This window comes from Chitinophaga solisilvae (assembly GCF_009928525.1).
GTDB lineage: Bacteria > Bacteroidota > Bacteroidia > Chitinophagales > Chitinophagaceae > Chitinophaga > Chitinophaga solisilvae.
Genome location: NZ_JAABOK010000016.1, coordinates 132,307 through 155,489, shown reverse-complemented (window position 1 = coordinate 155,489; position 23,183 = coordinate 132,307). Strand labels below are relative to the sequence as shown.

Below are 23,183 nucleotides of genomic sequence, written 5' to 3'. Positions count from 1 at the left end.
TCCGGAAAAAAATCTACTTTTGCTCATAATAGTAGTTTTAGTGTGGTAACTTAAACTTACTAAAAAAGGAGGCCACATCGGCCTCCTTTTATTTATCCTTTGGGTTATTTTAACCGGACACTATAGATTCGTAATTCGCAATTATTTTAAATCCGGACCTTTTTTTGAAACACCTATCAGAAATTATCTTCTTTCTCTGATAATGGTAATAAATCCTTTCGCTGTTTTGGCACCACCCTGGATCGTTAAGATGTAGTAGTAAGTGCCTTCAGCGAGCGGGCTGCCGTTCATGGTAGCATCCCATTCATTGCTGTAGTTTCTGCGACTGTACACCATACGGCCGGCGCGGTCGAAGATTTTTACTTCATTATCCGGATAGCTGTCCAGGTTGCGGATCACCCATTTATCATTGATACCATCACCGTTCGGCGTCATGATATTCACTGCATCGACTTTGAAGTCGGCCACTACGGTAACGGTGAAGTCGGCAGTATTGGTACAGCCTGCAGCGTTGCTGGCGGTGACGCGGTAAGTAGTCTGCTGCATAGGCCTTACTTCCAGTACGGCGCTTTGCTGACCACTGATGATGCCATCGGCATTATCCCACTGGTAGCGGATGCCGCCGGTTGCGCGCAGATGCAGGATGTCTCCTTTGGAGACGGAGTTGCCTTTATCGCTGGTGATGGTGATCGGACCCAATGCCGCTACCTGTATGTTGAAGGAGCGGCGTAATGTATCCGTACCCCCGTTGGCCGTACCGCCATTATCCTTGATGGTAACGGTTACGTTGTAGGTGCTGGTAGCGCTGGTTTTCAGCTGATAAGTGATAAGACCGGCAGCGCTCACACTGAGCTTGTCGAAGCTGGCGGCCTGGTCGGCGGTAATTACAAAGCCGTAGGTCTGCCCTGGTTCTGTTGCAGAAGCACCTGTGAGCTGAATAGTATGCTCCCGGCCATCCGGACAGATCGTTACATTGTCTATCGTATTGAGCGTTGGCGTCTGGTTCACCATCTTCACCTGTACCAGTACCGGTACGGCGGCGCTGGTGTTCAGTCCGTCGCTGACAGTAACAAGCAGGGTAACGGTAGTATTCACGCGGCTGTTCAGCTTAGTCTGATCAGCTACCGCGATGTTGCCATTGGCGTCTATAGAGAAGGCGCCGTTGGAATCATCTGCTGTGATATGCCAGTTTTGCAGGATGCCTGTTGCCTCTGTGGCTGTCACTTTACCTACCGGCGTACCTGCCGCGCTTCTTTCCAGTATACTGAAGGTCAGCCCTGCAGTGATCACCGGAGCGGTACCATCAAATGTTACTGTCAGGGTGTTGGAAACCGTGTTGCCGTTAGACACTACATTCTGTGCCTGTGCGGCGGGCAGAAGGATAATCACAGGACCATCCGCTGCTGGTGTTACTGTGAAGGTGTAAGTGATGTTGTCTGTTGTCTGCAAATTGCTGACAGTACCGTTGGTGAGGCTGAAATCTCCCGCTGTCAGGCCGGTTACTGCTTCGTTGAAGACAGCTGTCACGGTAAACGGAGCGTTTACGCGGGCCGCTGCGGCGGTAGACAATTGTACAGACGGAGATCCTGTATGCACATACACGCCGGAAGTGTTACCCGGGTTGTTCAGTACAAGGACCGCATTATTCGCAGCGTCATCTTTAATTGTGCTGCCGTTTAAATGAAGCGTGGTACCCAGGGCAATGCCGTTCAGGTCCATATCGCCCGGCTGTACGGTGTAACTGAAGGACAGGCTGTTGGCAGTAGCCACCGTGTAACCTGCCTTTACAGTACCTGTGTTGAGCATGACATCAAGATAAGGCGATCCGCCGGTGCTGTTGAGATGGATATTTTCACTGAAGAAGACAATGAAGTTCAATACAGCACCTGCTTTATAGTAACCGTTAACGGGTACGAATACGGAGTTGATTGCTGGCGCGGTACCATCGTAAGTAAAGTTCAGCGTATTGGATGCTGTGTTACCGTTGATGCCGATATTAACAGCTGCATTAGCCGGAATCCGCACGCTGACAACCCCGTCTGCTGCCGGTGTTACCGTAAGCGTATAGGTGATGTTGTCGGTTGTCTGCAGGTTGCTGCCCGTGCCGTTGGTGATGTTGAAGCTGCCTGCTGTCAGACCTGTTACCGCTTCACTGAAGGTAGCCGTTACTGTGAACGGTGCATTCAGCAGCGGGTTGGCGGCAGAGGACAGTGTCACGGAAGGACTGGTAGTATTCACTCTTACACCGGTTGTGTTACCAATGTTATGCAGTGTCAGTACAGCGTCATTGGTAGCAGCATCTTTTATGGCAGCGCCATTCAGTATCAGCGCATCCACGGTGATACCATTCATATCCTCATCTCCGTTCACTACCGTATAACTGAAGTTCAGTGTTCGTGCGCCTGCAACGCCGGTATATGCGGCATTTACAGTGGCGGCGCCGATAGTGAGGGTGAGGGAAGGATTACCGCCTGCTGTCTGCAGGATGATATCTTCATCGAAGTGAACGGTGAAGTTCAGCGCATCACCCGCTTTGTAGTACCTGTTGCCAGGTACTGTTACTGTTGTCACCCTGGGTGGGGTAATATCGTAAATGATACTTAACGTATTGGAAGCGGTATTGCCATTGTCTCCGATGTTTGCTGCCACATCAGCGGGAACGTTAACAGTTACCGCGCCTTCTGCGGACGGAACAACGATCACGGAGTAATGAGCATTATCTATTACGGTTACCGGGCTTACCGTAGCATTGGTCACCACGATATCAGCGCTGGTGAATCCGGTTATGTTCTCGCTGAAAGCGATATTCACCGTGAATGGTGTGTTTACTGCCGGATCGGATGGTGTGCTGATGGTTACTGACGGATGTACCGTATTCACCTTTACACCGGAAGTATTGCCGGCATTGTTCAGTGTTAAGACAGCGTTGTTGGTTGCGGCATCTTTTATCACCGCACCATTCAGCAGCAGGGAGCCCAGGGTAATACCATCCATATCCATATCACCGTTTCGTACAGTATAGCTGAAGTTCAACCCATCAGTACCATTTGTACCGGTGAATGCTGCCTGAACAGTTGCAGTGCCGATGAGAAGGCTCAGAGACGGGCTGCCACCGCCTGTATTCAGCGTGATGTTTTCGCTGAAGCGTACGATAAAGTCCAGCTTAGTACCGGCTTTATAGTATCCGTTTGCAGGAACAGCTACCGCTGTAACCACCGGAGCAGTACCGTCGTAGGTGCTGTTTAAGGTGTTGGAAGCGGTATTGTCGTTATCACCAATATTGACAGCACTACCCGCCGGCAGGCTGATACTCACAGGTCCATCGGTGGAAGGAGTTATCAGTACCGTATAGGTGATATTATTTGCAGTAGTCAGGTTGCTGACAGTTGCATTGGTTACATTGAAATCAGCTGCCGTGAGCCCAGTTACGGCTTCGCTGAAGGTAACAGTTACCGTATATGGTACATTCACGAGCGCAGGCGCTGTGGTGGATAATACTACTGACGGATGTTGTGTGTTGACGAACACGCCGGTGGTATTGCCCACATTATTCAGTGTCGGCGTCGCGTTGTTGTTGGCAATATCTTTAATGGTACTGCCATTTAACAACAGATTGCTGACAGCAATGCCGTCCATATCCATATCCCCGTTTACTACGGTATAGCTGAAGTTCAGTGCATCGCTGCCTGAAGTGCCGGTATATACAGCATTTACAGTGGCAGCGCCAATGATAAGGCTCAGCTGCGGAGTACCACCGGTGGTATTCAGCGTAATATTTTCGCTGAAATGAACGGTGAAATCCATGATGCTGCCAGCCTTGTAATAACCATTGGCAGGAACGTCTACAGCTGTTACCGCAGGAGGCGCCATATCATAGATGCGGGACAGGGTATTGGACGCGGTATTGCCATTGGCTCCTATATTCTCTGCTACATCTGCTGCAATGTTAAGGGTTACAGGACCATCAGCAGGCGGCGTTACCAGTACCGTATACACCGTATTGTCTGTAGTGGACAGGTTGCTGAGGTTTGCGTTGACCGTTGTTATATCGCTGGCGGTGAAGCCGGATACGGCCTCACTGAAAGTGATGGTAGCTGTAAACGGTGTATTTACAATCGCCGGCGCAACTGAAGCGATGGCCACGGAAGGATGCGTGGTATTGACAAATACGCCCGTTGTCGGTGCTATATTATTCAGCGTCAGGATAGCGTTGTTGGTGGCGGCATCCTTGAGTGTAGCGCTGTTCAGCGTCAGGGCATTGACGGTGATACCATCCATGTCCATATCTCCGTTTACGACGGTATAGCTGAAGTTCAGCCCGTTGGTACCGGCAGTACCGGTATACGCAGCCTGTACGGGAATAGCGCCAATCGTAATACGCAGGGATGGAGCGCCGCCAGTGGTATTCAGCAGGATGTTTTCACTGAAATTAACCGTAAAGCGGAGTGTTTCGCCCGCCCTGTAATATTTGTTTGCAGGAACTGTTACAGATGTAACCGTTGGTGCAGTAGCATCATAGGAGAACGGAAGTGTATTGGAAGCGGTGTTGCCATTGTCACCGATATTCACTGCCGCATCTGCCGGCAGGCTGATGCTGACAGGTCCATCGGTGGAAGGAGTTACCAGTACCGTATAAGTGATATTATCCGCAGTCGCCAGGTTGCTGACAGTTGCATTGGTTATATTAAAATCAGTAGTAGTAAGACCTGTTACGGCTTCACTGAAGGTAGCGGTAACTGTAAATGGCGTGTTGACAGGATTAGCTGCTGTGGCAGATAATGTTACCGCCGGGATAGAAGTATTTACCCGTACCAGGATGGTATTACCTACGTTGTTCAGTATCAGGTTGGCATCGTTGGTTGCATCATCCCTGATGTTTGCGCCATTTAAAGACAGGTTGTTTATAGCGATACCGTCCATATCCATATCGCCGCTCTGTACGGTGTAACTGAAGTTCAGTCCGTTTGTACCATTTGTACCGGTGAATGCTGCATGAACAGTTGCAGTACCGATGATGAGATCCAGCGTAGGATTACCACCGCTTGTATTCAGCGTGATGTTTTCGCTGAAGCGTACGATAAAGTCCAGTGCGGTACCTGCCTTGTAGTATCCGTTTGCAGGAACAGCCACTCCTGTTACTACCGGAACAGTACCATCATAGGTGTTGTTTATGGTATTGGAAGCAGTATTGTCGTTATCGCCGATATTGACGGCACTACCTGCCGGCAGGCTGATACTTACTGGTCCGTCGCCGGAAGGAGTTACCAGCAACGTATAAATGATATTGTTTGTAGTAGACAGATTGCTGACGGTAGCATTGGTGGCATTGAAATCAGCTCCGGAAAGTCCTGTTACGGCTTCGCTGAAGGTGACGGTCACCGTATATGGTACATTCACGAGCGCAGGCGCTGCGGTGGATAATACTACTGACGGATGTTGTGTGTTGACAAATACGCCGGTGGTATTGCCCACATTATTCAGTGTCAGCGTTGCATCGTTGTTGGCGATATCTTTAATGGTACTGCCATTTAGCAGCAGGCTACCGAGTGCAATGCCATCCATATCCATATCCCCGTTTACTACGGTATAGCTGAAGTTCAGCCCATCATTGCCTGAAGTACCGGTGTAGGCAGCGTTTACAGTTGCAGTGCCGATGATGAGGCTCAGCTGAGGATTGCCGCCACTGGTATTCAGCGTAATGTTTTCACTGAAACGAACGGTGAAATCCATGATGCTGCCAGCCTTATAGTAACCGTTAACAGGTACGTTCACAGCTGTTACAGAAGGTGGGGCCACATCATAGATGCGGGACAGGGTATTGGAGGCATTGTTACCATTGCCGCCTATATTCTCTGCTGCGTCGGCAGGTATGTTTACAGTTACTATACCATCTGTAGCCGGTGCAATCTGTATGATATATGTACTTGCGGTGATCATCGTATAACCGTTGATAGTACCGTTGGTAACGATTATATCCTGCGGAGCAAAACCGGTTACTGATTCGCTGAAGTTGATGGTGGCGTTAAAGGGTGCATTTACTACAGCAGGTGCCGTGCTTGTAATAGTGGTGGACGGATGGGAGGTATTTACACGCACATTCGCCGTACTGCCAATATTGAGCAGGGTGAGGTCTGCAGCATTGGTGGCTGCATCCCGGATCTCTGCACCATTCTTCGTTATGGCATTTACAGTAATACCGTCCATGTCCATATCACCGTTCACCACCGTATACTGGAAGGTAATGCTATTGGCCGCCCCGCTGATATAGGCGGCATTGACGGTTGTCATACCTATTGCCAGCTGCAGTGCCGGTGAGCCGCCGGCAAGGTTCAACGCTATATTCTCATTGAAATTAACTGTGAAGGACATCGTTTCACCGGCTTTATAATAGCGCGGTGCGGGCACTGTTACTGAGGTCACCACTGGAGGTTTGCTGTCATAGGTATATGTCAGCGTATTGGAAGGCAGGTTCGGATTATGTCCGATATTCTCCACCGCACTTCCCGGCAGGCTGATAGTACGTGTTCCATCAGAAGCAGGGGACATTAATACCGTGTAGGTTGTCTTATCTGCTGATGAAGACAAGGAGCTTACGGTTGTATTCAGAACGTTGAAATCCGATACCGTAAGACCGGTTACCGGTTCGCTGAAGGTGGCTGTAACAGTAAACGCTGCATTGGTTGGCATGGCTGCCGTCACAGACAATGTTACCGTTGGTATGGAGGTATTTACCCTTACCAGGTTAGTAGCAGCAACGTTCTGCAAGGTAGTGGAGGCATCGTTACCAATCGCATCCTTGATAGTGCCGCTGTTGTTCTGTATCAGAGGTTGTATGGTGATGCCATCCATATCCGTGTCGCCCTGCTGCACAGTATAGCTGAAAGTTAATTCTGTTGTACCGGTACCGCCGGCATATGATGCCTGTCTGACTTCTGTGCCGACAATGATATTGAGGTAAGGAATTCCCGTAGACTGGTCAACTATGGCCGGCTCGTTGTAATTCACTTTGAAGTCGAGTTTTTTACCGGCATTGTAGTATTCATTTGCAGGAACGGCAACGCTAACAATCTGCGGGCCGGTGGCATCTATTACCCACATATAGGAGGCCGGTGTATCATCTGTGTTTCCTGCAGGATCCACCGCTCTTACCTGAAAGACATGTGGTCCGTCTGCCAGTCCGGTAAAGGTAAGCGGAGTGGTAACAGGATTGAATGGCCCGCCATCCAGTTGCCCCCGGAAAGTACAATCTGCTTCGCTGGCAATGAAGGTAAAGGTGGCGGTTCGGGAAGCAGCCGGGTTGGAAGGATTACTGGTGATCACCGTATTGGGCCGCTGCGTATCCAGTGTAATGGAAGCGCTGTAGTCTGTTGTATTACCTGCTGCATCTTTCAGGCGGAGGGTAACCGTTCTCAGTCCATCGGTTGCCGGCAATGTCAGCGCTTTGTTGGCTGCAAATGTTTCATAACCGCTATATACGCCGCCATCAAGGGAGAAGGCCATTTCCAGCGGAGGATTGGCATCGCTGCCGGTAAGACTCAGGTTTACGCTCGTATTGTTGGTAATAAGTGCACCGCCATTAATGAGGATAGAACCGGTAGGAGCAACCCTGTCAATTTTATAGGTGACGCCGGCCTGATAAGGTGCGTTGGCGACTGTCGGGCTGATGCCTGTACCGGTAACATTCAGTCTGATAGTACCGGCAGTACCGCTGCCTGTGTTGACGGTTACATCATATACATCCGGACTGACCTGCGAGATACCAGTAATCGCTGAAGCGGTAAGACCGGTCGTGGTCAGTGAAAATGAGCTGGGGGAAACACCGTTAGCAGCGCCGCTGAAGGTAACCCGGAAGTTAACGGCGGCAGCATTGGTAGGATTGGAGCCTGTCGCTGTGATACTGTTAACATTGATGTTAGGAGGCGATAGCTTCACCAGCTCCTGTCTTCCACCATTACTGTGCGCAAAAATGTTTCCATTGGGCATGACTACTAATCCCCACGGATGATTATTTACATCGTAGGTAAGCTGATTATAGATCATCTGCCCGGTCTGGGTAGGATCCGTGTATTTTACCACCTGGGCGGTTAGTACGCTTCCTGTAGCTTCATTCATATACAGATTGTCGGCTGCATCTGTCGCCAGTGCTGTAAAACCCCGGCCTGTTGCCAGGGTAGTGGCGCTGAATCCCATCGCAGCGGTCAGCTTAATCAGCTGCCCGCCGGAATTTTCCAGGAAGTCAGTCACGAAAATATCTCCCCTGGAGTTGGTTACCATGCCGGAAGGATAGGTGCTTGACAAACCGGGGGGCAGCTGCAGCCCATTCCAGACAACTGTTCCGGAAAGCTGTTCCGCGCCGAACGGATATCTGACTACCCGATAGTGGTTGCCGCCATCATATTCCAGGGAAAGCAGGTTGTTGAACGGATCGGTTGCCAGTGCCGAGTAATAACTGCCGGAGTGGATAACGCTGGGAACATTGTTCATCGGCGCCGGCAGTTTAATGATTTCCCATCCGGCAGGAGAATTCAGGCTGGTGACAAATACATCTCCGATAGTATTGATGGCAAGTCCGATGGGTGGAACATCATTATCGTGTTTCAGACCGCTGTAAAGGATCTGGGCAGTTCCTGCACCGTTCGTATATTTTACGAGTTCATAAGCCGTATTGTTGGTGTTGGAGCGAACGACATACAGGTGGCCATTCTGGTCTTTGGCCATGGCTGTGTATTTCCGCCCGCTTTCCAGCGTCGTCTTCGTATACTGTGCAAAGCCTGTGAAGCCAGCCAGCAGGAAGAAAAGTAACAGCAGGATACTGTTGATACCTCGGGTAAATGTGACATTCATATAAAACTGTTAAATGCAGAGAAAAGGGTTATGCCAACCTGTCACTGATTCCTGATGAATTGTTGCAAACTCCTTTGCATCATGGCGCATGCCTGCACCCTGATCAAGTATGAGTTTGTTTATTTTATTACCAGTTGTACTGATCTTGAGAATATTGCTTGCAGGCAGGGCAACTCCGGCAGCGGGATAAAAGCTCTTCTGTCCTCTGGGACCATCTATTACGCCTGTACGAAGTTGTTGTTTTACAGTATCCCAGTCTTTTTTGCTGGCGTAAGGCAGTAATTCCCGCCACATCAAACCTGCCTCATATCCCATGAGGGCGTAGATATTGGCTGGTTGCTGCGCAATGCTTTCGAACTTCCTTACAAACACCTGATTGGCCGGGCGCTGATCCTCACGCATCCACATCATAGCGGTATAGATGTCCAGGTCCGCGTCCTGAATATCCTGCAGCAGATCATCGTAGGCCATCGTTTCATTGACCACCAGCGGAATCTTTTTATGAATACCGCTTTGAATCCATTTCCGGAAAAAGCGGGTGCCCATATTGCCGGCGAAGATGGCGTGAACGTAGGAGGGAGGATCCTGGACGATTTTTGAAAACAGCGCGTCCAGCTCCGTTTCCATCTGCAGCGGCTCATTCGCCTGATGCGGCAGTACGGTAAGACTTATCTGTGTACTGCCTGCTGCAGTTACGCCTTCTTTAAAGGCGGTATGCAGGTGGTAGCCTGCTTCGTAGAACGGCATAATCATATGCCCCCCGTCCCCGAAGTGGCTGTGCGCCCACCGGCCCAGTGCATACTGCGACTGCCACAACTGATGCGACGCGTAGAATACATCCGGACTGAGATACGGGAAATGAGGAATGTATTCACCCATATCAAAAAAGAAGGCAGGCTTCTTTAAACTTTCCACTAACGGAATAATATCAGGGGTTGCCTTATAGCTGATAAGACCAGACAGGATGTCAACATTATTAAAGAAAAGCAGTTTACGGGCAGCTTTAACAGAAGCATCAGCACTTCCCATATGGGTATACTCTGATGTAAACTGCACTGTTCTCTGCCGCACGGGATCTAATCCCATACCCAGCAGCCAGCCTGTTACCAGGTGGGCGGAATAGGCGGGATATACACCGGAATAGGGAGTAAGAAATCCAATAGAAAGTACTGATGACATATCGAAAATTAGGAACGGCTGGGGTAAACGCCTTCTATGGCAATGATATAATTCATACCGAGGTATGGGTTCATGATACTGAATGGCTGACTGCCCCCTGCAATACCAACATTTATGGTACCTGTTACATTGGTAGTAGGCGCCAGGAAGGTAGTGTTGTCAGGTACTCCATAGCCTTTAATCTGCTGGGCAGTAGGCCCTGCGCCGAATACCGGCAATTGAGCTGGTACTACGGTGCTGCCGGGAGTGTTGGTGGTAGCCGCAGCGGCGCTGGCAGCCTGCGCTACAGAAGCGGAAGCAATCGTGCCGGTATGGTTGTGTGCCGGCATATTGGTGATCAGCAGGGTAGTGCTGATGGTGCCGCCAATCTGACCCAGTTCCATATTGGGTAATCCGGGGCCCTGGCCGGTACCCATCGGGAAACGGCCGCGCAGGTCAGGTAATCCAAAGGTGGTCATGCCGTTGCCGCCAAACGTAGTGCCCAGCAGGGAAAACAGGGTCGTATTCTGAGCAATACTCAATATCTGCCCCCAGCAAAACATCCAGCCTTTGGGATTAAAATTACCGGCAAATAGAATAATCGAAGCTAATAATGGTTCCACTCTATATCTGTTTTAAGTAAAGGTTTAAAATGCGATTGTATTGTTATGTCTGAAAGAATGTGTGGCATACGGCTGGTATCCTGACGGGAAAGTACCGCTGGTTATGGTATTTATACCGGCGTACGGTTGACGGCTACGGATGAACGCAGGATGATACGCTGTTACTTCTCCGGCTTGCTGATGAGGCGGCAGCGATGACTGTACAGGGAATAAATTAGCGGCATTTTCCCGGAAATGCCTTCTGCATTGTATATACATAGGGATAATTCCTGAGTTGGGTACCGTTTTAAAACGATACGGTAATGTAGGCTCCAAAAAACAGATGTAAAGTTGTTCCTTCTAACTAACAGATAGGAATATTCGTTTTGGTTGAACGGCTTTCAAAAGATCGGGGTTAAAACTTATTACTGAATACAGGACAAAGATATATTTTCTTTTTTATTAAACAGATAATATTTAAATATATATTTATGATAATATGAATCGGAGCTACGGCTGATTTGCCGTCATATCCGGTATCAGTACTGTATAACGTTAATGAATAAACGACTGCTGCATTGCCTGGATCTATCCATGTTTCCCGCTTCTTTCTGCAGATGTAAAAAAACTCACCGGATACTATAAACGAACAATACATGTATCAAAAACGTACAGTTTGTATAATTATATATTTATATATAATTGATTTGTAACTATATAGTAAATGGTACTTTTCTTGGTGCCACGCAGGTTACTATTGCTCAACGTTTAATCTTATTTCCGCCATGTTTAAAAGTTATGTAAAAACCGCCTGGCAGCATTTACGCGGCAATAAAACCTATGTCGCCATCAATACAATCGGCCTGACAGTAGGCATTGCCGCCTGCCTGATTATCTTCCTGCTGATTCAATATCAAACCAGCTTTGATAATTTTCATCAGCACCAATCGCGTATTTACAGGGTAGTGTCAACAGTAAAAACACCGGAAGGAATGAACTATTCGAAAGCCAGCGCCTTTCCGGTGGCAGAAGCGCTGCGTACAGACTATCCGCAACTGGAACAGGTAGCCCGCATATATGCCCGGGAAGATCAGCTGATAACCGTGCCGGAGGATAAAGCGGGAGTGCCGTTGAAAAAATTTAAAGCAGATGTGTTTTTCGCAGAGCCTGCATTTTTCGACATATTCAATTTCCCCTTTCTGACCGGCAATGCCGGAACGGCTTTGTCAGAACCCAATACCGTAGTGCTCACCGAGGAAACAGCCAATAAATATTTCGGAGACTGGCACACCGCTACAGGTAAATTCATCCGGTACGATAACGGCCTGCTTTGCAAAGTAACAGGCATCCTGAAAAATATTCCCGCTAATACTGACTTTCCCCTGCAGGTGGTATTCTCATTTAAGACTGCTGCCTATGAAGATATTTTAACTGACTGGACCGGCCTGGACGGGTCATTAAACACCTTTGTGCTACTGCCTCCGGATATGCAGGCTGCGTCATTCAATAACGAGCTTAAGGCTTTTGTAAAAAGACATACACCGGTTGCGTATGCGAACCAGGGGTATCTGTTACAGCCGTTGAGCAGTATGCATTATGAGAGTGAATTTGGCACATACCGGAAAAGTACCTTCAGTAAAGAACTGATTACTGCATTGGGTTTAATAGGATTGTTTCTGTTAATAATTGCCTGCATCAATTTTATAAATCTGGCTACCGCCAGAGCAGCAGGCCGCTCAAAAGAAGTAGGTATCAGAAAGGTGCTGGGCAGCAGCAAAAGGCAGCTGGTCGTCCAGTTTTTAATGGAAACTTTTTTCATTACGCTTATTTCAGCGGCACTGGCCACTGTGTTTGCAGGTATGGTGCTGCCGTTGCTGAACAATCTCCTGCAAACGCCGCTGTATGTACAATTCAGCATACCGTTGCTGGTATTCCTGTGCAGCATTATCCTCGTTGTTACCTTATTATCCGGCTGTTATCCTGCTATGATTTTATCCGGCTTTAATCCGGTTACCGCGCTGAAAAGTAAACTGACTACGAATATGGTGGGAGGAATTTCGGTAAGAAGGGCGTTGGTGGTTTTTCAGTTTGCTACTGCGCAGACACTGATTATCGGAACATTGATTATTGTGAGCCAGATGGACTTTTTTCATCACGCGCCGATGGGTTTCGATAAAGAAGCCGTTATAACGGTGCCGATGGCTAATGACACGGCGCGCAAATCTAAGATGGAGGCACTGAAACAGGAATTGCAGCAGCAGCCGGGCGTGGAAAGTGTGAGCCTGAGCGCGTTCAGCCCCATAGATAAAGCCGGGTGGGACAGTGATTTCATGTTTGATAATGCAGTAAAAAAATCAGGTTTCAGGAGTGAATTCAAGTGGGCGGATGCAGACTATTTTAAAACGTATCATATGCAGTTCATCGCAGGAGCACCGTATCGCCAGGCAGATACGGTAAACGGATTTGTCGTGAATGAAATGATGGTGAAAAAACTGGGTTTTAAAAATCCGGAAGATATCCTGGGAAAGAAAATAAATTTTTGGGACGGAGACATGGTAGCGCCGGTGGTAGGTGTGGTGAAGGATTTTAACGGCAATTCGATGAAACAGGCAAGAACGCCGATTGTGCTGGCTTCGTACAAAATGGTATACCGGATCATCAACATAAAAATACAACCACAGCAGGCGAAGGAAACGCTGGCAGCCATAGCAGGGATATGGAACAGGGCCTATCCGGATTTTATCTATGAGTACCAGTTTCTTGATGACAGGATTGCCGGATTTTACGAGCAGGAAAGCCAGCTGATGCAGTTGTATAAAATATTTGCAGGTATCGCGGTATTTATTTCCTGTCTGGGTTTATATGGCTTTGTCTCCTTTATGGCTGTACGGCGTACGAAAGAAGTCGGCATCCGGAAAGTATTGGGGGCATCTGTCCTCCACATCATTTATCTGATCTCCCGGGAATTTACCCTGCTGATCGGCATAGCATTTTTAATAGCAGCGCCGCTGGCTTATTACATCATGCATCGGTGGCTGCAAAACTTTGCCTACAGGATAGATATCGGAATCGGAATATTTTTACTGACGATGCTGATGTCTGAAATCATTGCGTGGCTTACCGTTGGCTATCAGGCGATCAAAGCGGCAGTAGCCAACCCGGTGAAAAGCCTGAAGGCGGAATAATATCTGAGATGTTATATAAGTGCTTCAGGGCAACCTGCTGTCTGTTACAGCAGGTTGCCCTGTTTATTAATAATTCACGGCACGCTTCCGGATTTTCCGGAATAATCAGTTGCAGAGAATCTGAGGATTTGTTTCTGTATAGCAGCCCTGATTTGGCAGCCAGGTAGGGCATCCCCAGGTAGTACGGGGCGCGCCTCCGATTAACTGATATTGTTCCTGACTGTTGAGAGGTGCTACAATTTCTCTCTGCAGGAATAGTTTTTTACTTAAAGACAATTTTTTCTTTTTCATTTTACAGGTTTAATAGTGATAAGTGGCTACTGCTTTTCCGGCATACCTCTCAGGGTCATGGGCAAAGGATGCAAAAGGGTCTTCCGGTAATAGGGGCCGTTTCGCAGTTCGTTGTGAAGGTTTCTCTGATAGCAAGGCCGCCGGCTAACATTGCCTGCTGGAAGGGGGTAAGCGTGGTCAGTGTTTCTTTTTTCAACACTAATTTCTTTTTCAGGTTAATGCTTTTCTTTTTCATAACATTTGTTTTTAGTACAGCCTCCCCTGTCTTTTACAAGGAGTAACGCCATGGGGTGGATTTTCAGCGCAAGGAGCTGGTAATGAATTTATCTGTTTCAGGTAGGTGAATGTGGCATAGAAAGGGTTACTATTTCTAAGATCATTAAGGTAAGTAAACTTTCTGAAAGAGAATAAAAATCTTGTCAGGTGAATATCTGTCTGATTATTTTTTTTGTCTCCCGGTGAAAAGGATTTATGGCTTATTATTAATGTTATAATGTAGTGACATATTAAATGAGGATAAACAGGACAGATTTTCCGGAGAAGTTGTTAAAGATGAAGATCAGGGAGTGCGGCGGCTTTCCACGGTGTAAATAAAACTCTCAGCTTTGTAGTACCCGAGATTGTATTCCATCGGCCGTTCGGCCTGGTCGTAGACAAATCTTTTCCGGAACAGTATGGCGCTGCCCAGATCAATCTCCAGTTTGGCGGCAATCATTTTGTCGGCCGTCCTGGAACTGATTTCTTCTTTTGATAACGTGGCAACAAAATAATGTTCCTGTTCCAGCATCTCGTACAGTGGTTTTTTGAAATCCTCGTCGCCCGTGAGGCCAATCCTGGGATGGAAGTACGAAATAAAGTAAACGAAGGGTTCCTGTGTATTGCCTCTCAGGCGTTCCAGTTTCATGACCTTCTTATCCGTCCGGATATCAAAGAAAGCAGCAATCTGCTCATCCGGATATACCCAGCTGATATGCAGTTCATAATTTTTTACCGTGATGCCGCGGGCCAGCATTTCCTGTGTGAAGCTCAGCCAGTTCATGGATTTGGAACTCATTTTAGGCTGCGCCACCTTTGTTCCCAGCCGTTTTTTGCGGACCAGCAATTCCTCATACACCAGTTTATTGATCGCCTGACGGAGTGTTGTACGCGACACCGCCAGTTTTTTAGCCAGTTCCAGCTCATTGGGCAATAATTTCCCTGCCTGGTATTCCGGCTGCCTGATCAATTCCCTTAACAGATTTTCAACCTGAATGTGTAGCGGGACCGCACTTTGGTGATCTATCTCTATTTTCATAAAAATGTAGGAACATAAGTAATATCTGCAAGTTAGGGATAATTCATCAACAATGACCATCCTGTAGCATATCCCTGAAAAGCCTTGTCTGTAAGGATAGTGAGCAGGATAATCAAGTGTTTTTTAACCTGATCTTCCTGGATACTACCGGTTTTTAAAAATATTTTTTTTCCGGAGGCTTGCTTTTTTCAAATCTAATATGTAATTATGTATGTACAATTAAGTGGGTCGAATTAATTATTCCGTAGTTATGAAAAATATCAACCAGACCTATTCAAGGAGCTTCCTTTATGGCCTCCTGTTATTAATGTCAACCAAAATTTCGCTGGGGCAAACCTCATTTAAAGTCACAGGTAAAGTACTGGATAGCAAAGGCCAGGCAATACCCGGCGTAACGGTGCTGGTAAAAAATACCACGGCCGGTACTACCACCACCGCAAGCGGCGACTATAACATTACTGCCACCGGCGCGGCCGACACGCTCCTGTTTTCCTTTATCGGGTATCAGCGGCAGACCATTCCGGTCAGCGGCCGGCATACCATCCAGGTAGTACTGCTGGAGAATAAGAACGACCTGAATGACGTGGTAGTAGTGGCATACGGCCAACAGAAAAAAGTGAGTATGGTCAGCGCCATTACAAGTGTCAGCCCGAAAGAAATTAAAGGGCCTACCAGTAATCTGACGACCATGCTGGCCGGACGTATAGCCGGACTGGTTTCCTATCAGCGGAGCGGTGAGCCCGGCGCTGATAATGCCTCTTTCTTTATCAGGGGAATCACGTCTTTCGGCTCCGGTAAACTGGATCCCCTCATCCTGATCGATGGGATGGAATCTGCCTCCAATGAACTGGCTCGCCTGCAGCCGGATGATATTGCCGGTTTCTCCGTACTGAAAGATGCCGCCGCCGCCTCCCTGTACGGCGCACGCGGCGCCAACGGCGTTATCCTCGTAACAACAAAAACAGGTAAATCCGGCGCTACTAAAATGAATATCAGGCTGGAAAATTCTATTTCTTCCAACACGCGGAATTTCAGGCTGGCCGATAACATCACCTACATGCAGCTGGCCAATGAAGCATCGCTGACCCGGAACCCGCTGGGACAGCTGCCTTACAGCCAGAACAAAATCGATGGCACCATCGCCGGCAATGATTCGTACCTGTATCCTGATAATAACTGGATAGATGCACTGATAAAGAAGTATACCAGCAACCAGCGATTCAACATCAATCTCTCCGGCGGCGGTACTAAAGCGCAGTATTATGTGGGCGCTACCGTGAACCAGGACAAAGGCATCCTGAGAACGCAACGCAGCACCGCAGTGAATAATAACATCCGGCTGAGAAGCTACGAAGTGCGCTCCAATGTAAACCTGAAACTCACCGGTACCACAGAAGCCATCATCAGAACCACCGGAAATTTTGATGATTATAACGGACCGGTAGGCGGCGGCGCCGCAGTGTTTAAAAGTACGCTGAATGCAAACCCGGTGCTGTTCCCCGCCATTTTTCCCGCTGCTGACCTGCCGGCAGCCAAACACCCGCTGTTTGGCAACGCTTCGAGGGGATCTAACGGAGAAGTATATACGAATCCCTACGCATCTATGGTGTCCGGATTCCAGCAGTACAATACTTCTGTCCTGAACGTACAGGTGGAGATCAAACAGGACCTCGGTTTTATCACCCCCGGACTATCAGCCAGAGCAATGGCCTATACCAAACGCTATTCCTATTTCAGTCTGAGCCGCCAGTATAATCCTTTCTTCTATACTGCCAGTCCGGTTATGGATAAATCCGGCGGCTACACGCTTTCGCTTCTCAATGAAAAGACCGCAACGGAATACCTGAACTACAAGGCAGGAGATAAAATTGTCAATACTACCACTTATGCAGAAGCGGCTATCAACTACAACAGAACATTTAAAGAGGTGCATAATATCGGTGCGCTGCTGATAGGTATCCGGCGCAACTACCTCAACGGAAATGCCGGCGACCTGCAGGCTTCCCTGCCTTTCCGCAACCAGGGTATTTCCGGAAGATTTACCTACGGCTATGATAACCGTTACCTGTTTGAAGGAAATTTCGGATATAACGGATCAGAAAGATTTGCGCAGAAAAACCGTTTCGGTTTCTTCCCCTCCCTCGGCATTGCCTGGAATGCCGACAGCGAAAAGTTTTTCAGCAAATGGACGGACGTGGTATCAAAGCTGAAACTCCGCGCTACCTGGGGGCTTGTAGGCAACGACCAGATAGGTAATGCCAACGACCGTTTCTTTTACCTGTCCAATGTAAACCTCAACAACAGCGATTTCGGCGCCTGGTTCGGAGAGAATTTTGGTTACTCCCGTCCCGGTGTATCCGTAGCCAGATACCCGAATGAAGGAATTACCTGGGAGCGGTCAAAAAAGATAAATATAGGGATGGACCTGGGATTGTGGAATGCGCTGAATTTTACCATCGATGCGTACCACGAACGGCGCAGCAACATCCTCATGGAACGCGCCTATATTCCGACTACCATGGGACTCACCGCGCCGGTCAGCGCCAACGTAGGCGTCGCTGAAGGCCGTGGCCTGGACGTAGCCATGGATTTCAACAAGAGTTTCCATAAAGCATGGCTGCAGCTGCGCGGCACATTTACCTATGCGGCCAGTAAACTGCTGGTCAACGAAGAGCCGCAGTATCCCGCTAACATGCTTTACCTCTCCCGCGCAGGACATCCGCTGAGCCAGGTATACGGCCTGATTGCAGAACGGTTGTTCGTGGATGATGAAGATGTAAAAAATTCTCCCAGGCAAAATTTCGGAGAAGTAAGGGGCGGAGATATCAAATACCGTGATCTGAACGGGGACGGACAGATCACCACACTGGATATGGTGAATGGCCTGGCATACCCGCTGACGCCGGAAATCATCTATGGATTCGGTTTTTCATTCGGGTACAGGAATTTTGATATCAGCACCTTCTTTCAGGGGTCGGCCCGATCGTCTATTATGATAAGCCCGGAAGCAATTTCACCGTTTGTTACCACCGGCGCAGATCAGCATGGCCTGCTCGAAGCCATTGCCAATGACCACTGGTCTGAGGATAACCGCAACCTGTACGCATTCTGGCCCCGGCTGGGACTTACCCAGAACCAGAACAACAACCAGCTTTCCAGCTGGTGGATACGTAACGGTGCTTTTCTCAGAATGAAAAGTGCGGAAATCGGTTATAACATAGGAGAGAAGGGGCTGAAAAAATATCATATCTCCGGACTGAGAATCTATGCCAACGGCACCAACCTGTTTCTCATCAGCGCCTTCAGGCTATGGGATCCTGAACAGGGTGGAAACGGCCTGGGATACCCGGTTCAGCGTGTTTTTAACATCGGAGTAAATGTTCAGTTATAATGCCGGTTAAATCTTACTATATGAAACAATTAACTGCCTGCCTTTCCTATCTGTCTGCCTGCCTGTTATACCTTGCCTGCTCATGTCTTGTTGCCTGCAATAAATACCTGGATATCGTTCCGGATAATGTGCCTACCATTGATCATGCGTTCTCCAACCGGCTGGAGGCAGAGAAATATTTATTTACCTGTTACTCCTATCTGCCGCAGGATGATCATCCGGATAAAAATCCTGCTTTCAGCGGAGGAGATGAAGCGTGGACCTACTGGCCTATGACAGAGGATTTCTTCTTCCTGGACCCTTATAATATTGCCAGGGGAAATCAGAATGTGGCGCAGCCATACATGAACTACTGGGACGGCTATGATAATAAATCCCTCTGGCAGGGCATCAGGGCCTGCAATATTTTTCTGGAGAATGTAAACAATGTCCGTGACCTGCAACCCTATGAAAAGGCCAGGTGGACAGCCGAAGTCAGATTTTTAAAAGCATATTTTCACTGGTACCTGTTCAGAATGTACGGCCCCATTCCGGTGGTGGATAAGAACCTGCCTGTTACCGCCACGCCGGAAGAAATAAAAGTATACCGGCAACCGGTCGATTCCGTGGTGAATTATATTACCCGGCTGATAGATGATGCTGCAGGCAATACCGATAACAGCGCATTGCCGGACAAAATCACCAGCAGCACCACAGAACTGGGACGCATCACCAGAGTGGCGGCGTTGGCAATAAAGGCGCGTGTGCTGGTAACGGCTGCAAGTCCGCTGTTTAATGGCAATAATGATTTCGGCGGTCTGAAGAACAACAACGGGCAATTACTTTTTAATGCACAATATGATGCCGGTAAATGGGAAAAGGCACGCATAGCCTGTAAACAGGCCATAGACGCGGCACATGCAGCCGGTGGTAAACTGTATTACTTCAATCCCGCCGTGCTTACCGTAACGCCGGCAACAAGAGTGGAAATGAATATCCGCAACGCGGTTTGTGAAAAATGGAACAGTGAGCTGATATGGGGACAAACATCCGCCGGATTACCCGCCTACTGGCTACAGACGTATGCCTGCCCTCAGCTGGATCCCAATATGTTTAACATGAACCTGAAAGGAAAGCTGGCGCCCCCGCTTAAAATGGCGGAACTTTTTTATACCCGCAACGGTGTTCCCATTGAGGAAGACAGAACATGGGATTACGCCCGCCGCTTCCAGCTGCGCACCGCTACCGTAAAAGATACCGGCATTCAGGAAGGATACCGTACTATCGGGCTGCACTTTGAGCGCGAACCCCGGTTCTATGCTGATGTAGCTTTCGATGGTGCTACCTGGTTTATGCGAAACGGTAACTACAATATTCAAAGCAAGCTGGAACAGCACTCCGGAAAAAAACAAAGCCGCCTGTATTCTATAACCGGCTACTACACGAAGAAAGTAGTGAACTGGAACCTGGTCTACAATAATACTTCCCTGGATGTAGAATACTATCCCTGGCCCCTGATGCGGCTGGGTGACCTCTACCTGCTGTATGCAGAGGCTTCCAACGAAACAGGCAACCCCGCTGATGCCCTGCATTATATCAACCTGCTGCGTGCAAGGGCAGGAGTGCCTTCCGTGGAATATGCATGGAGCAACTACTCTGTAAAGCCTTCGAAATACGCAACCAAAGAAGGACTACGGGAAATCATCAGGCAGGAAAGAGCCATTGAAATGGCATTTGAAGGAAGCCGTTTCTGGGACCTCCGCAGATGGAAAACAGCGCCGCAGGTATTAAACATGCCTGTTTTCGGCTGGGATATTCTGCAGGCAAACTATGAAGACTATAACCGCAGAGTATTTCTGTACAGCCCGCGGTTTGTTGCGCCCAGGGATTATTTCTGGCCTGTCAGGGAAACAGATCTGCAGGTAAATCCCAACCTGGTACAGAATACCGGATGGTAATGACAATCATTTATCACTATACGGATGTAAACGTATTGCTATGAAAAAAAGAATTTATTGCTGCTGTATCTTCCTCATGTTACTGGTATTATGTGCCTGTAAAAGAGATGGCAACGGACCGGCACTGAAAGACAGCACTGCTCCCGGCCCTGTCAGTGATATTACGGTGGAAAGCCTGCACGGCGCCGTGAAAATAAAGTATGCCCTCCCGTCTGACCCGGATCTGTTATATGTCAAGGCGCAGTATACGGCCCCGAACGGCGCTATCCGTGAAACCAAGGTAAGCCGCTACAACCGGAGCCTGACAGTGGCAGGTTTCGGAGATACCAGCGAATACCGGGTGACGGTATATGCGGTAGACAAAAGCGAAAACATTTCCTCTCCGGTAACCATCGATGTCCGCCCGCTTATTCCTCCTGTCTGGGTGGTCAGAAAAGAACTGGCAGCAGCGGCAGACTTTGGAGGCGTGAATATAAAATATACCAATCCCGGAGAAGATGAGCTGGCAATTGTGGTACTTGCTGATGATTCTCTCGGCCGGTTCTCTCCGGTGGCTACGCAATATACCAACCTGAAGGAAGGGAATTTTTCTACCAGGAATATGCCGGATATTCCCACAAAATTTGGCGTATATGTACGTGACCGGTGGGGTAACCTCTCCGATACCATGCACGTGGTGATTAAGCCCCTGTTTGAGCAGCGGCTGGATCGCACAAAAATGAAAGGACTGCCACTGCCCGGCGATGCGCCGATAGGGCATAACGGTTCCATTGCCGGACTTTTCGATGGCAGCACCACGAGCGGCTTTTATCATTCCAGCGATGCTTCGAAAATGCCGCAGTGGTTCACTTTTGATATGGGACAGCGCGCTAAACTGAGCCGGCTGGTGTGGCATATGCGGCCGGATTATTATTACTCACTGCATAACCCGCGGGTGGTGGAAATATGGGGCTCCGACAATCCCAACCCCGACGGCAGCTTCGATGGCAGCTGGGTACTGCTGGCAGCAGTTACACAGATCAAACCTTCCGGACTGCCGGAAGGACAGCTGTCACAGGCTGATACAGATGCAGCGCTGGCGGGTCAGACGGTGACTTTCCCTTTGCATTCTCCTAAAGTGCGCTATATCCGTTTTAAAACGCTGAAGAACTGGTCGAACGGTACCTACGTGAATTTTTATGAGATCGCCATGTGGGGAGATACCAAATAATACATCTATCCGGAAAAAAGCAATACATGAAATACGCTGCATATTTTACCTGTTTATGGATGCTGGTCATTCCCGCTTGTATGGTCTCCTGTACCAAAACTAAAGGCGATGCCTATAAAAAATACCTGGAAGGCGGTGAAATAACTTACCCCAGCCGTGTTGATACTGTGATCGTTCAGTCGGGCTACCACCGCATACAACTGTCACTTGTTCCCGGCAACGATCCGCTGGTAACAGCGTTCAGGATTTTCTGGAACAGTAACCGTGATTCCATGGAGATAGCGGTACCTCAGCAGAACAGAAAAGATACCATACCGGTACTCATCTCCGGCTTACAGGAAGGAAATTATAATTTCATCGTATATTCCTATGATAAGGAAAACAACAGGTCGGTAGTGGTGAATGCATTCGGAATGGCTTACGGAAACAGTTATACCGGCACACTGGTAAACAGGACACTGAAGTCTGTTGTGCAATCTGCTGATGGTAAACAGGTCATCCTGAACTGGGGCGAGCCTGCCGGCGGCGAACAGGGTATTGAAGTGAACTATACCGGCGCAGCAGGAACCGTACAGCAAATCATTACCGGCGCAGGAGAGAACCGGACGGTATTACCGGATTACCAGGAACATTCGCAGCTGACCTATCGTTCCAGGTACAAGCCTGATACTACCGCCTTCGAAAATTTTTATCCGGAGTTATCTGCAGTAACACTTCCTGTATTTGAAAGGGAACTGCGCAAGGCTGATTTTAAAGTGCTGTCACTCCCCACGGATGTAAAAGATGGCGGTTATGGCTGGCTGATAGATTACCTGTGGGATGAAAAATATGGCGCCCCTGGTTTTGCCACGCAGTCTGTAATTCCCTGCTGGTTTACGATTGACGCCGGATTGGCCGCTCCGCTCAGCCGCTTTAAAATATGGCAGGCAAGCGACAGACTATATAAGCAGGAAAATGTAAAGACATTTGAACTCTATGGAAGCAACAACCCGGCGGCAGACGGCAGCTGGGACAGCTGGACGAAAATCGGCGCCTATACATCCGTGAAACCTTCAGGGCTGCCGGTAGGACAGAATACCGACGACGACATTGCTTTTGCAAAGAACGGGGAAGTATTTGCGGTACCGCAAAATACGCCTGCTTTCCGCTACTACCGGTTCCGGTTACTGTCCAACTGGGGCGGTGCTGCATTTATGACGATGGGAGAGTGTACCTTTTATACACATGAAAAGTAACCGCATATCGCTCATGATAAAAACAATTTCTAAATA

At 48.5% G+C, this 23,183-nt stretch carries 11 protein-coding genes; 5 read left to right on the top strand and 6 right to left on the bottom strand.

The features are described from left to right. Nucleotides 1–183: 183 nt before the first annotated feature. The 3 genes from GWG06_RS25670 to GWG06_RS25660 are packed head-to-tail and all read right to left on the bottom strand — an operon-like array spanning nt 184 to nt 10,625. On the bottom strand, nt 184–8,844 hold the full coding sequence (locus tag GWG06_RS25670) for an Ig-like domain-containing protein (protein ID WP_160717087.1): 8,661 nt from the start codon (nt 8,842–8,844) through the stop codon (nt 184–186). Between the two features lie 9 nt (nt 8,845–8,853). Continuing rightward, on the bottom strand, nt 8,854–10,023 hold the full coding sequence (locus GWG06_RS25665) for an ABC transporter substrate-binding protein (protein ID WP_160717085.1): 1,170 nt from the start codon (nt 10,021–10,023) through the stop codon (nt 8,854–8,856). Between the two features lie 8 nt (nt 10,024–10,031). After that, on the bottom strand, nt 10,032–10,625 hold the full coding sequence (locus GWG06_RS25660) for a phage tail protein (protein ID WP_160717083.1): 594 nt from the start codon (nt 10,623–10,625) through the stop codon (nt 10,032–10,034). A 764-nt stretch (nt 10,626–11,389) separates the two neighbouring features. Between GWG06_RS25660 and GWG06_RS25655 the strand changes: the two genes are divergently transcribed. Beyond that, complete coding sequence (locus tag GWG06_RS25655; RefSeq protein ID WP_160717081.1) at nt 11,390–13,789, top strand: ABC transporter permease; 2,400 nt, start codon at nt 11,390–11,392, stop codon at nt 13,787–13,789. A 105-nt stretch (nt 13,790–13,894) separates the two neighbouring features. On the opposite strand, the gene GWG06_RS25650 is transcribed toward GWG06_RS25655, so the two are convergent. The 3 genes from GWG06_RS25650 to GWG06_RS25640 form a co-directional block, all read right to left on the bottom strand. Continuing rightward, a complete protein-coding gene (locus GWG06_RS25650) occupies nt 13,895–14,080 on the bottom strand; it encodes a class I lanthipeptide (protein WP_127044562.1) in 186 nt (61 codons plus the stop codon). Between the two features lie 55 nt (nt 14,081–14,135). After that, nucleotides 14,136–14,315, bottom strand: a complete 180-nt coding sequence (locus GWG06_RS25645) for a class I lanthipeptide (RefSeq protein WP_160717079.1) — start codon at nt 14,313–14,315, stop codon at nt 14,136–14,138. Between the two features lie 324 nt (nt 14,316–14,639). Continuing rightward, nucleotides 14,640–15,374: a GntR family transcriptional regulator gene (locus GWG06_RS25640; RefSeq protein WP_127034352.1), complete on the bottom strand. Its 735-nt coding sequence runs from the start codon at nt 15,372–15,374 to the stop codon at nt 14,640–14,642. 250 nt (nt 15,375–15,624) lie between these two features. Here GWG06_RS25640 and GWG06_RS25635 point away from each other — a divergent pair, with 250 nt between their 5' ends. From GWG06_RS25635 to GWG06_RS25620, 4 genes are read left to right on the top strand one after another with little or no spacing between them, the layout of a single operon-like run. Next, a complete protein-coding gene (locus GWG06_RS25635; protein ID WP_235938532.1) occupies nt 15,625–18,765 on the top strand; it encodes a SusC/RagA family TonB-linked outer membrane protein in 3,141 nt (1,046 codons plus the stop codon). 20 nt (nt 18,766–18,785) lie between these two features. Then, nucleotides 18,786–20,702, top strand: coding sequence for a RagB/SusD family nutrient uptake outer membrane protein (locus GWG06_RS25630; RefSeq protein WP_160717077.1), 1,917 nt, complete (start codon nt 18,786–18,788; stop codon nt 20,700–20,702). Between the two features lie 40 nt (nt 20,703–20,742). Next, entirely contained in the window at nt 20,743–21,912 is a 1,170-nt protein-coding gene (locus tag GWG06_RS25625) for a DUF5000 domain-containing lipoprotein (RefSeq protein ID WP_160717075.1), read from the top strand. A gap of 26 nt (nt 21,913–21,938) precedes the next feature. Beyond that, a complete protein-coding gene (locus GWG06_RS25620) occupies nt 21,939–23,147 on the top strand; it encodes a DUF4998 domain-containing protein (RefSeq protein WP_160717073.1) in 1,209 nt (402 codons plus the stop codon). Nucleotides 23,148–23,183: the final 36 nt, after the last annotated feature.